At 61.3% G+C, this 11,090-nt stretch carries 12 protein-coding genes; 5 read left to right on the top strand and 7 right to left on the bottom strand.

The annotated features are described in order from the left end of the window. From ACS5Q1_RS43440 to ACS5Q1_RS43430, 3 genes are all read right to left on the bottom strand, one after another. A partial coding sequence (locus tag ACS5Q1_RS43440) for an error-prone DNA polymerase (protein ID WP_473104042.1) occupies nt 1–2,377 on the bottom strand: 2,377 nt, incomplete at its 3' end. Next, nucleotides 2,374–3,873, bottom strand: a complete 1,500-nt coding sequence (locus tag ACS5Q1_RS43435) for a Y-family DNA polymerase (RefSeq protein WP_473104041.1) — start codon at nt 3,871–3,873, stop codon at nt 2,374–2,376. The genes ACS5Q1_RS43440 and ACS5Q1_RS43435, both read right to left, overlap by 4 nt. After that, nucleotides 3,806–4,540 carry an ImuA family protein gene (locus tag ACS5Q1_RS43430; protein ID WP_473104040.1) on the bottom strand — a complete coding sequence of 245 codons (735 nt, stop codon included), beginning with the start codon at nt 4,538–4,540 and terminating at the stop codon, nt 3,806–3,808. The genes ACS5Q1_RS43435 and ACS5Q1_RS43430 overlap by 68 nt, the downstream gene beginning before the upstream one ends. Before the next feature lie 165 nt (nt 4,541–4,705). Between ACS5Q1_RS43430 and ACS5Q1_RS43425 the strand changes: the two genes are divergently transcribed. The 3 genes from ACS5Q1_RS43425 to ACS5Q1_RS43415 all read left to right on the top strand — a co-directional run bounded on the left by ACS5Q1_RS43425 (nt 4,706) and on the right by ACS5Q1_RS43415 (nt 5,610). Further along, the gene (locus ACS5Q1_RS43425) at nt 4,706–4,852 is read left to right on the top strand and encodes a hypothetical protein (RefSeq protein ID WP_473104039.1); all 147 of its coding nucleotides are present in this window, start codon (nt 4,706–4,708) and stop codon (nt 4,850–4,852) included. A gap of 68 nt (nt 4,853–4,920) precedes the next feature. Further along, nucleotides 4,921–5,178, top strand: coding sequence for a DUF2171 domain-containing protein (locus ACS5Q1_RS43420; RefSeq protein ID WP_473104038.1), 258 nt, complete (start codon nt 4,921–4,923; stop codon nt 5,176–5,178). 180 nt (nt 5,179–5,358) lie between these two features. Continuing rightward, a complete protein-coding gene (locus ACS5Q1_RS43415; protein WP_473104037.1) occupies nt 5,359–5,610 on the top strand; it encodes a WGR domain-containing protein in 252 nt (83 codons plus the stop codon). Nucleotides 5,611–5,765: 155 nt separating this feature from the next. Here the strand turns inward: ACS5Q1_RS43415 and ACS5Q1_RS43410 are convergent, their stop codons facing one another. From ACS5Q1_RS43410 to ACS5Q1_RS43395, 4 genes are all read right to left on the bottom strand, one after another. After that, on the bottom strand, nt 5,766–6,284 hold the full coding sequence (locus tag ACS5Q1_RS43410) for a flavodoxin family protein (protein WP_473104036.1): 519 nt from the start codon (nt 6,282–6,284) through the stop codon (nt 5,766–5,768). A 207-nt stretch (nt 6,285–6,491) separates the two neighbouring features. After that, nucleotides 6,492–6,698: a DUF3800 domain-containing protein gene (locus ACS5Q1_RS43405; protein WP_473104043.1), complete on the bottom strand. Its 207-nt coding sequence runs from the start codon at nt 6,696–6,698 to the stop codon at nt 6,492–6,494. Beyond that, the gene (locus ACS5Q1_RS43400) at nt 6,659–7,216 is read right to left on the bottom strand and encodes a DUF3800 domain-containing protein (protein ID WP_473104035.1); all 558 of its coding nucleotides are present in this window, start codon (nt 7,214–7,216) and stop codon (nt 6,659–6,661) included. The genes ACS5Q1_RS43405 and ACS5Q1_RS43400 overlap by 40 nt, the downstream gene beginning before the upstream one ends. Nucleotides 7,217–7,333: 117 nt before the next feature. Beyond that, a complete protein-coding gene (locus ACS5Q1_RS43395) occupies nt 7,334–8,287 on the bottom strand; it encodes a tyrosine-type recombinase/integrase (RefSeq protein ID WP_473104034.1) in 954 nt (317 codons plus the stop codon). A gap of 568 nt (nt 8,288–8,855) precedes the next feature. On the opposite strand from ACS5Q1_RS43395, the gene ACS5Q1_RS43390 reads away from it, so the two are divergent. Both ACS5Q1_RS43390 and ACS5Q1_RS43385 read left to right on the top strand, forming a co-directional pair. Beyond that, on the top strand, nt 8,856–9,332 hold the full coding sequence (locus ACS5Q1_RS43390; RefSeq protein WP_473104033.1) for an antitoxin Xre/MbcA/ParS toxin-binding domain-containing protein: 477 nt from the start codon (nt 8,856–8,858) through the stop codon (nt 9,330–9,332). Nucleotides 9,333–9,451: 119 nt separating this feature from the next. Beyond that, complete coding sequence (locus ACS5Q1_RS43385) at nt 9,452–10,678, top strand: type II toxin-antitoxin system HipA family toxin (protein WP_473104032.1); 1,227 nt, start codon at nt 9,452–9,454, stop codon at nt 10,676–10,678. The last annotated feature ends 412 nt before the right edge of the window (nt 10,679–11,090 follow it).

Here is an 11,090-nt window from a genome sequence, read left to right as displayed (position 1 = left end):
GCTTCGGGTTTCGCGTCGGCTCGAGTGTGCAATCCCAACGGGAGTGGTTGATATCCACCGGCCGGATTTCGACGCCGTGATTTCGCGCGTCCCGAACCAGTTGTGCGGGGGCATAGAACCCCATGGGCTGGGCGTTCAGGATGGCGCAGCAGAAGACGTCCGGATGGTGGCACTTCATCCAGGACGAGGCATAGGCGATCTTGGCGAAGCTCGCCGCATGGCTCTCCGGGAAACCATACGACCCGAACCCTTCGAGCTGCTTGAAGGTGCGTTCAGCAAACTCTGGGGCGTAGCCCCGGGCAGTCATTCCGCTCACGAGCTTGTCTCGGAACTTCGTAACGCCCGCCGTCAGCTTGAACGTGGCCATGGCTCGCCTGAGTTGGTCAGCCTCAGACGGTGTGAACCCGGCGCATTCGATGGCCACCCGCATGGCCTGCTCCTGAAACAGCGGCACGCCGAGCGTCTTTTCCAGAACCCGCTGCAGCTCGGGCCGAGGATAGTCCGGCTTCTCGTGGCCTTCCCGTCGGCGGAGATAGGGGTGCACCATGTCGCCCTGGATCGGCCCCGGCCGGACAATCGCCACCTGGATGACGAGGTCATAGAAGATCTTCGGCTTGATCCGCGGGAGCATCGCCATCTGGGCGCGGCTCTCGATCTGGAACACGCCGACCGTGTCGGCCTTCTGGATCATGCGATAGGTCGGGCCGTCATTCATCGGGATCGTGGCGATCTCCCGGTCCTCTCCTTTATGCTCCCGCAGAAGATCGAAGGCCCGGCGCATGCAGCCGAGCATGCCGAGACCCAGCACATCCATCTTCATGAATTTGAGGGTGTCGATATCGTTCTTGTCCCACTCGATCACCTGCCGGTTCTCCATAGCGGCGGGCTCGATGGGCACGAGATCATCGAGACGGTCCTGGGTCAGCACAAACCCGCCTGGGTGCTGGGACAGATGGCGGGGTGCTCCAATGAGTTCTGAGGCGAGTTCCAAAGTCATTCGGAGGCGGGGATCACTCAGATTCAAATTGAGTTCCTGCGCCTCCTTCTCCGTGACGGCATCGTTGCCCCAGCCCCAGACAAGGCCGGACAGGCCGGCGGTCACATCGTCCGGCAGGCCCATGACCTTGCCGACCTCCCGTACGGCGCCTCGCGCCCGATAGGTAATCACCACTCCGGTCAGAGCGGCACGATGGCGGCCGTAGGTGTCGTAGATCCACTGGATCACCTCCTCCCGGCGCTCGTGCTCGAAGTCCACATCAATATCGGGCGGCTCGCGCCTTTCCTCGGACAAGAACCGTTCGAACAGGAGATCGTGCTCGAGCGGGTTGATCGAAGTGATGCCCAACACGTAGCAAACCGCGGAGTTCGCGGCCGAGCCGCGCCCCTGACACAGGATGCCCCGGGTTCTTGCGAAGGCGACGATGGCATTGACCGTCAGGAAGTACGGCGCGTAGTCGAGCTTTTCGATCAGATGGAGTTCATGCCGGATCGTTCCAGAGACCGTATCAGGGGTTCCATCGGGGTAGCGGAGATTCGCTCCTTCCCAGGTCAGGCGCTCCAGCTTCTCCTGAGCGCTCTCACCCGGTTCGGTCTCGGTCGGATACTGGTAGCGCAACTCGTCGAGCGAAAACATGCAGCGATCGAGGATCTCTTGGATCCGGTGGAAGGCTCGAGGGTGCCGTTCGAACAGACGCTGCATCTCGGCTGGATTCTTCAGATGTCTATCTGAATTGTGTTCCAGCCGGTAGCCCGCGGTGTCAATCGTGCAGCCCTCCCGGATGCACGTGACCACATCCTGCAGCCGGCGCCGGTCCGGATGGTGATAGAGGATGTCACCGAGTGCGACGGTCGGAACGCGGGCGATCCGAGCGGCTTCCTCGACCTCATGGAGGCGCAGGTGGTCGTTCTGAGAGAACCGGCGGATAAGGGCCATGTAGGCGCGGTTGCCGAAGATGGATTTGAGGCGCGACAGGTTGGCTTTGAGTGTGCCGTTGACCTCGTCGCCAAGAAGGATCGCAAGGAGCCCCTCATTCCAGGAAACCACGTCCTCCCATGTCAGAAAGCATTTTCCCTTTCCGCCGCGGCTCTTCCCGATGCTGAGCAGGCGGCACAGCCGCGAATAGGCCGGGCGATCCGTCGGGTAGACCAGGAGCGACGTGCCGTCGGTCAGATCGAGCCGGCAGCCGACCACGAGGCGTATCCCGGTTTCGCGGGAGGCCTCATAGGCCCGGACAATCCCTGCCAGGGAATTCCGGTCGGTGATCTCTAACGCCGAAATGCCGAGCATCTTCGCCTGCTCGAACAGTTCGGCCGGGCTGGAGGCTCCACGCAGAAACGAGAAATGGGTTGTGACCTGCAGGTCGGCATACATGGTCATGCAAAGAACCCATGCATCCACCAGCGGCCGCCCTCCGTCATCGGCGCGTCACGGAAGATCCAGAAGCGAGAGCCCTCGATCGTCTCGAGCCGGTAATAATCCCGGATTCTCTTCTGCTCATCGCCGAGCCACCACTCGGAGGTGATGCGCTCCGGCCCGTCAGCCTTCGTGACCTTGTAGCGGACCCGGCGCCAGATGAATGACACCGGCGGGTGATCCGGCAGCAAGGCCGTCGTCATAATCGATTCCGGTGGATTAAGGAGGCGGGTGGGACGCTCGAGGTTCTCCGGCCAGGTGGATCCCGACGGCGGCGCGAGCGGGGAAACCCTCCTTGTCATGCGCTCTGGGACGAGGGATTGGACTGGAGTGAGCCGGTAGACGCGGTCCTCTCCAATCCGAGCGGTCAGCCGGTCGACGAGCTGGCTCAGATCGACGGCTTCGTCCTCGGCCTCAATCCCTCTTGCGACGGTCTGCTTCTCAAAGAGAGGCTCAGTACGGTTGGCGATGAGGATGATCTCCTCGATGCCAAAACCCGGATCGACCGTCTCGATTTTCTCGTCGAACAACTTTGCCAAGTGGATGTAATCCCGGCTAGCTTTCGCTGTCCCGACCCGGAGCGACGCCCCTTTCTGATCCACCCGGCGGATGATCAGGTCCAGCCGCCGGACACCCTCGCCGCGTTGCTCCAACGTCTGACACAACTCCTTCGAGAGTCGCCGCACGACAAGCTGCAGGTCCTCCAACCGGCCGATCGGCTCCGCGAAAGCGCGGGACGCAATCACCGCCTCGTCCGGAATGATCGGCGTGATCGGCTCAAAAGCATGTCCCAGTGCCTGGTCCAAGCGCAGGCCTGCTTCGCGTCCGAAGCGGCGCACCATCGGCGCTCGCGGCATCGCGGCAAGCTGGCCGACACGCTCGACGCCTAGGCGGTGCATGGCGCTCACCGTCTCACGGGAAAGCCGGAGGGCTTGCACGGGCAGGGTTGAAACAGCGTCCACAACCCGCCCCGGCGGAATAATCCCGCCCTTGCCGAACCGCGCGACGGCCCATGCCGTGCCCGGCACATCGGCAATCGCGGCACGGGCGTGAATGCCATTGTTCTCGACCCGATCGATCAGCTTCTTGAGGAGAGCCTCTTCACCACCGAAGAGATGCTCCACTCCCGCGATGTCGATCCAGAGGCCGTCCGGAGGATCGGGCGCGACGACGGGCGAAAAGCGGGTAGTCCATTCCGCCAGTTGACGGAGCGAAGCGGTCTCGCCCTCAGGATCGGCGTCGATGATGTGCAAGTCGGGAACCATGGCTTGCGCTTTAGCAACAGCCATCCCTTCGATCAGGCCGACCTTTTGAGCGGCCGGACAGGCCGACGCAATCAGCCGGCGCGAGCCCTGCTTGATCACGGTCACAAGCGGCTTCTCGCGCGGGGGATCACCGAACTTGCGCCTGATCCTGTCGGTCGGCCAGGTTGGCAGGTAGAGCGAGACGACCCTGCGCATCGCAGGCCTCCAGGATCCAGGAATGGGGTTGTGCACCCCGGCAGCGCACGAGTTCAACCTGCCAGCGGCCGCGTCTGAGGCCAGAGGCAGGAACAACCTCTGACGGGGCCGGCGACACGCGCCATCGCGTCGAGGCAGCGGTGGGAAGCTTGGTCAGGTCCTTCTGGGCGACCGTCCACCAGCGCCGGATGACCAGGGCGGGAACGCCCGAAGCCTCCGCGGCCATCTGCAGGCGACGGGAGGCGGTGAGGCCGAGCCGGGAGACTTCGCCGATGACCGCACCAAGGCCTTTCTGATGAAGGCCTTCTTCGATGAGAGGCAGGACGTCGGCATCACGGCAGGTCTCGGCGTAAATGACACGATCCGGGTGAAGGCCGACCTGCATGAGGCTCGGCGCAAACAGATCGCGCCGGGTCAGGCACCAGAGCACCGGCCCTTTCAGGCGAGCAGCAATCCCCGCCGCGAAGAACGTGGCGGTTCCGGCGAACTCCGAAGCGGGTCCCGCCTCGATCACCTCGTGCAGGGATCCAAGGGTAAGCCCTCTCCCGGGCAGGTGCCGGTCGAGCGCCGAGACGCCAAAGGGCAGGGACTTGCGTGAGCCATGAGCTCCGCCGAGCCTCTCGATCTGGCGCCGTAAGTCGTCGATGACTTCGCGCCGGGTGACCATCGGTCAAGCTCACCTCGCTCCTGCGACAAAATGGAACAAAACAGGAACATAGACCAACGGGGAGAGTCAACGCGCGGTTCACGCGCGGGCCTGTGGATATCGGGGAGGAGAGTGTTGCGACGGCGCGATCGATGTGTTTGGCGCCGAGTATGGATCCTTCCGGCAGTGACCCTCGCCCTCGACGACTGTGCCGATGCCTCCAGGATCCAGCAGCTTCTCGACAAGGTCGAAGCTGAAATGGCGAGCCAGTTGGATACCTCTCCTGAGTGGCTCGTCATTCCTCTCACGTGGCCCGCTGCCAGGACGAGCTAAACGGCCGGAACCTGCATCCTATTGGCATCCAGTGCATTACTCTAACCTGAGCCTTAAGGGAGGCAGTCGTGACAGACATCAGCCAGATCAAGGAGCACATGGAAGTCATCGGCGCCGATGGCGCCCATGTCGGCACGGTCGACCATGTCGAGGGGAACCGCATCAAGCTGACCAAGAAGGACAGTGGGGAGGGGGCGCACGAGGGCCACCACCACTACATCTCAACCGCCTTGGTCGCGGACATCGAGGGCAATCAGGTACGCCTCTCGGCCAACGGCGATGTCGCGGTCTCCTTCGAAGAGGAGAGCGACGGCAGTCAGGCCTGATGCTCGGCCGCCTGCATTCAAGCGTTAACCGACGCAACCTCAAACCAGGCTCATGCCCGACGCAGAAACAGGGCAGGATGCGCTGTATCAGCAAGGTCCATCAATGTTGTGAATCGTTGCGCCCCAATGGATTCATAGCTTTGATTGGACCTTGCCTCATGCTCTGCGCACCATGGAGCCATGTCCGACGACACGATCCAGTATCTGGTGCTCGACCGGTGTGACCCCACCTGCAACATGGCCCGCTACTATGTGTTGTCGATCGAGACCAGCCTGTTCGGTGATGCCTCCCTGATCCGCCAATGGGGCCGCATCGGACGGCCTGGTCGGACACGGATCGAGCTTTATGAAACCCGGTCAAGGGCCGTGGAAGCTCTTGAGACCTGGCTCCAGCGAAAGCGCCGACGTGGCTACGAAATCAGAGATGGGTAAGAGGATTGCCGTGACAGATGCGGAGAGGGGGCGCGATCTCATCCACTGAAGTCGAAGGTGCGAGGCTGACCGGTTATGCTGTGGCAACGTTGAGGCTGTTCGCTGAAAAGAGGCGTCTGCAGTTCGACGCCGTTCATTTCGCACCATCTTGCAGCTTAGAACATCCCGATGCTCATTCCTGCCGCGAGTGCAGCCCCGAGCTCTTCGCAGCGCTTCAGATCGTCTGGGCTGATAACTTTGGGTCCCAGGATCGCCTCCGGAGTTTGCGCGTGGGTGCAGACGATCAATGGATCGGCGATCGGTTTGAGCCGCCATCCCGTTGCAATCCGCTCAACCTGACGGGCCGCGTTGTGACCGTCGCTGCCCGCGCAGATCAGAGCCGCGTAGGGACGCCCACTGATCCGATCGAACGCCGGATAGTAGGTCCGGTCGAAGAAGTCCTTCATTAGTCCGGCGATAGCCGCCAGGTTCTCGGGAGTGCCAAAGATATAGCCGTCCGCCTCGAGGAGGTCGGCTGCCTGAGCCGCCGGTGCCGGAAGCAGGTGAACGCGAACGGTCGGCTCTGAAGCTGCCCCATCGGCAGCAGCCTCGACCATCTGACGGGTGCCGCCCGTCATCGAGTGATACACGATCAGAAGGGTTTTCGTCCGGTTTAGGTGCAACATATCGTCCATCGGCTGAGATCCTGGACCTGACGGCGGGTGCCAGCAAGGGGATGAGCTGGCTCGGTGTCTTGGAGTTCATGCCACCGTTAAAGCCAAGCTTGAGGTTGAAATGGACAACTTGACATTCCCGCAACTCATCCCAATATCTCAGATAAGTGGATTGGGGGTTGTCCCCGGTCGGCGCTGGGCCTCGGTTTACCGGGGCCTTTCGCTTTTCTAGGGGAACACTTTCCGGCCCCACACCTTCGGCAGGATGGTGTCATAGGCGCGGTTCTCCTGATCCGGCCGCAGCGTCTTCAGACCGATGGGCCGCGCAATAAGGTCCGCGATCTGAAGCCCGACCGAATTAGCCTTCTTGTCGGCGAAGAGGATCTCGAAGCCTTCTATCGGCCCGCGGCTGAGGGGATTGGCACCTGTCGCAATCCGGCGGAACTCAAGTTCGAGTTCTCGATCCTCCTTCCCCCACTGCCTCCTCTTGCTTCGCAGACGATATGGGTCAACCCATCTGTGTCCTTCGCGATGTCATCCAAGTACTCGCGCGCCCGCTCCATACAAAACAGGAGCGCCAGTTCGTAGGGACTCCTCGGATCGGTGTAGCGGCGGGCTAGCACATCCTTCCGGATCGCAGATGCCACGACGACCATCGGGCATTCATCGATGATCTTCGTGAGCTCCCGCATGAAGCGCCATTTCTTGTCCTTGTTGCCAAGAAACACGAACGGGGCTTCGGCTCGCCGGATCTCGTGCTCATGCAAAATTGCGCAGTCGTGCCCAAACCATCGAAACTTGAACTCCTGAACAGCTGGAACAAGCCGATGGATGTAGTCGTCCTTGCGAATGATACAGAAGGCTAGGGCAAAGATTGGATATTGAGGATCGATCGATTTGAGCGAGTGATCCCCACTCTCGTCAACGAAGATGATGTGATCGGAAAAGAGCAAGATTGCCTCGGCTGAAGTTTCGACAGCGACAGAAGCCACAATAACAGGAAGGGCCATACTGACCCATTTGAATGTTCCAAAGCCAAAGAGTGAGTTGCGGGTTGTATCAGGATGACCTTACCCATCAGCGGTCTGTAACTCATTCAGGGGGTGGAGGTCGCGGACCATGTGGTGGAGGCGGGAGGTATCGAGATGGGTGTAGATCTGGGTGGTTTCGATGCCGGCGTGTCCCAGCAGTTCCTGCAGCACACGCAGGTCGGTGCCGCCGGCATGCAGGTGGGTGGCGAAGGCATGGCGCAGCACATGCGGCGACACCCGCTCGGGGCTCGCCAGCCCTGCCGCCACAGCCGCTTCCTTGATCTCGAGCAGGGCCGCCTGGCGGGTGAGCGCCTTGACTCCCTTGCGCACCGAGTGGAACAGCCAGGGGGAGGGGGCTGCGCCAGAATAAGCGCTGGCCAGTCTCTGCCAGAGGGCAGTGGCCGCGATCGCCCGGTCGTGTAGGGGCACAAGCCGTTGCTTGTCGCCCTTGCCGCGCACCAGCAGCATGCGGGTGCCGGCAGGAGCGGCATCGGCGGGCAGGGACAGGGCTTCGCTGATGCGCATGCCCGAGGCATAGAGGGTCTCGAACAGGGCGGCCCTGCGGGCATAGCCGGCCTGCCGGTACAGCCCGACCGAGGGATCGGCCGCCAGCCGATGAGCCGTCTCCAGGAGCACCTCGGTCTCGGCAATCGACAGGACGAAAGGCAGCTTGCGGGACCGCTTCATGGCCGCCAGATGGGCGGTGGGGTCACGGGAGCCGAGGTCCTCGGCGATCAGGAACCTGTGCAGGCCGCGCGCCACCGTGATCCTGCGGGCGATGGTCGAGCCGGCATAGCCGCGCCCATCGAGACCAGCAACGTAGTCCCGGATCTGCTCCAGGCCGACCTCGTCCAGGCCGAGGCTGTGCTCGTCCAGCCAGGCGAGATAACAGGTCAGATCATCGCTGTAGGTGGCAATGGTGCCGGGGGAGGCTCCAAGTTCGGTTGCCAGGGCATCGAGCCAGAGCTGGGCCAGCCGCTGATTGGTCCGCATGCGATCCTCCCGATCGGGAGCAACATGGCACGGCATCCGTTACGAACTTCTTGTCAAAACTCTCCGGCCGCCTATTCCCCGCAGGCTGAATGCACGACTTGCATTACACCCTCAGCGTCTTGAGCTTGTTGGGGCGGTTGGGGTCCAGCCTCAGCGGGAGTACCGTCACAATCATCTGCTCTCGTCGCTGGTAGACGATCCTTACCTTCGGGGATGCTGAGAGATTGGGACGTGTCAGCTTCGCAATGATCATGACCCTAGGGTAGGGGTCCCAGTAAGGACTCGCAAAAGCAGCTCGGTACTTGAGCTCGGTCCGATCAACCAGATCGATCAAGGAAGCGGGATCATAATCGTCGAGATTGTAGCGCTCGCGGAATCGCCGGATTGCATGAATCGTCTAGTGGCGTTCGATCGCCGCTATGATGTCCTGATCAGGCTCGGTTGAGGTCATGACCGCTCGACAGAGAACCCCTAACCATGATCAGGATTATGTTTCACGTCAGCTCGATTGCAATCGCAACCTCCGACAGAATTGGCCGCAATCAGCCGTGATGCTAGACTCTCGACCATGACACAGATGGCCGACGAGATTCGCGCCCTCATAGCAGATCTTTACGATGACCCTGAGGACTTCCTGAGGAGGCCTCACCTATGGTTCGGCGGGCGTTCTCCGGACGAGTTGATGGCAACTGAGGCAGGCCAGTTCGTGCTCCTGAAGTTCCTTCGCGGCGAAGACCATATACCACCCATTGAAAGGGACGGGGACTTCAAGCCCTACACCGCAGCCAACACCGACGACTTAGTTGACCAAGCAATTGCCCGCCTCGAAGGGCAAATCGAGCAGCTCAAGTCCCTCAAAGGCGCTGGACCGGAGATCGCCACGGTCATCGGGAGGGCACAAGAGGTCTTCGGTGAGCGGGGCCTGAGCTGGTTAATTAGACCTAATCAGGTGCTGCAGGCCACACCTCTGGACTTGGTAACTCAGGGTAAGGCAGACCAAGTCCTCCGGCTTCTTGTCCAGATCGAGCATGGGATCTACGCATGAGCGCGGAGATGTCGACTACGGTGGACAGCCCTGACTGGATTACAGCGTTCGTGTCCCCCGCCAAAGTGCTCACGGTAGCGTCTGCCATCGAGCGACAGCTCAAATAGTTGGAATCTTTGATGTGGCGTGTCTCCCCCTCCGGTCGCCTGGATAACTTCACTGTCTTCAAGCACCACAATGGTCGCTACGTGCTAGTCGGTGAACTGGCGTTCCAAGGGCAAGAGATCCTTCGCCCGGGCACATTCAGCTATGCCCAAAGTTATCTTGAGTCTGACAGTGCTGTTGCGATTGATCCCATTGGCCTCCCGCTGCGCCAGCACCAGTTTCCGGGCTCTCCGGAAGTGCCGCTCGCCTGCCTTGATGCCGGACCGGAAGGCTGGGGCCGGACCGTGCTGTCCGCGGCCTTTGAGACGTTCACCTTTGGAGCAGCGGAACTTCTGGCAGCCGGCACAACCGCTCGAACGGGGGACCTTGCCTTTGGTGCATCGGCGCAAGCAGGACCGGGGGCCTATTACCCGGATCAAGCACGTTGCCTCACAAGCCCAGAAGCGAGTTCCGACCTCGAGGCTCTGATGAGGGCTGCGATCGCCGCGGATGAGGGAAGCGCGACACAGGAACAACTCGCCCTGCTTGTGCGAGCCAGTGCCGATGTGGGAGGAGCCCGCCCAAAGGTCCGATGGCGCGACGGGGAGGGGGAATGGATCGCGAAATTCCCAACCCGGGGGGACAAGTTCGACGATCCCCGCATCGAGGCCGTCTGTTTGGACGTCGCTGAGGCCGCCGGCCTTCCAGTGCCCGAGCGCCGGCTCATGACCTTCTCTGGCAAAACTGTTCTGCTCGTGAAGCGCTTCGACCGATCGGAAGACGGCCGACCTTATTCATACCTGAGCATGGGGACACTCCTCCGGGAGCCGCCAGGCAGCTACGGCACGTCGAAAACCTACGCGGACATGGCGGCGGCGGCTCGCTCGATCGGGGTTTGGGATCCGGAGGAGCAAATGTTCCGTCGGCTGCTCGTCAATGCTTACCTGCACAATACCGATGATCATCTGCGCAACCACGCCGTGATCAACAGAGGAGAAGGGTGGGAACTCTCGCCCGTATTCGACGTGGTGCCTTATCTTGGACGCAAGCGGCACGTCTGTGCGCCTGCGCCCGGGCTCAGCACGGACTGTGACCCACAGCCGGCATTCGCGTCCTATGCTGCCTTCGGGCTGACACGCGAGAGAGCCGAAAGCATCCTGGACGATGTCAGAGTGGCTATGAAGCGCCTACCTATGCTTTTGGAGCAACGTGAGGTGTGCCGAGCCGATCGAGAGTTCTTGAGGATGCTGGAGACACGATGACCGAGATGCAGGCTGTATGCTTCGACTCCTTCGGGACGCTGGTCGAGATCACCGATAAGCGGAGAAGCAAGAGGCTGCCATAGACCTGGAACATCCCCGGTGGTGTTCCAAGCACAGGAGGATCCTTGTGCTCCTCGAGGTGAGGATCAGAGATCAACGCAATCTTGGTCGAAGGCAGATCCTGGAATGAAGCCGTGTCCCACATCATGAGAGACCGTTCAGTGCCGCCATCCTTGGTGGGAGCCCAGACTTCTTGTCAAAAGGTTAGTTATCAGATTCTCTGTTGTAGGCGGGTGGATTCTATTCTGAAGTGCGAATTCCGTTACAAACAATGGGTTTGCACTCGGAGGCTGAATGACCCTGCCCTACATCCACCTGAGCCTGGCTGAACGGCGCGAGATCGCGCGCATGC

It is taken from the genome of Microvirga sp. GN3 (genome assembly GCF_055792825.1).
Note: the sequence above shows the minus strand (reverse complement) of the source record. Positions and strands in the feature narration are given on the sequence as shown.

What these genes read in the sequence shown, in the direction of transcription:
- ACS5Q1_RS43435 (WP_473104041.1), bottom strand. Translation starts at nt 3,873, where the DNA reads ATGCGCAGGGTCGTCTCGCTCTACCTGCCAACCTGGCCGACCGACAGG.
- ACS5Q1_RS43430 (WP_473104040.1), bottom strand. Translation starts at nt 4,540, where the DNA reads ATGGTCACCCGGCGCGAAGTCATCGACGACTTACGGCGCCAGATCGAG.
- ACS5Q1_RS43415 (WP_473104037.1), top strand. Translation starts at nt 5,359, where the DNA reads ATGTCCGACGACACGATCCAGTATCTGGTGCTCGACCGGTGTGACCCC.
- ACS5Q1_RS43410 (WP_473104036.1), bottom strand. Translation starts at nt 6,284, where the DNA reads ATGGACGATATGTTGCACCTAAACCGGACGAAAACCCTTCTGATCGTG.
- ACS5Q1_RS43395 (WP_473104034.1), bottom strand. Translation starts at nt 8,287, where the DNA reads ATGCGGACCAATCAGCGGCTGGCCCAGCTCTGGCTCGATGCCCTGGCA.
- ACS5Q1_RS43390 (WP_473104033.1), top strand. Translation starts at nt 8,856, where the DNA reads ATGACACAGATGGCCGACGAGATTCGCGCCCTCATAGCAGATCTTTAC.
- ACS5Q1_RS43385 (WP_473104032.1), top strand. Translation starts at nt 9,452, where the DNA reads ATGTGGCGTGTCTCCCCCTCCGGTCGCCTGGATAACTTCACTGTCTTC.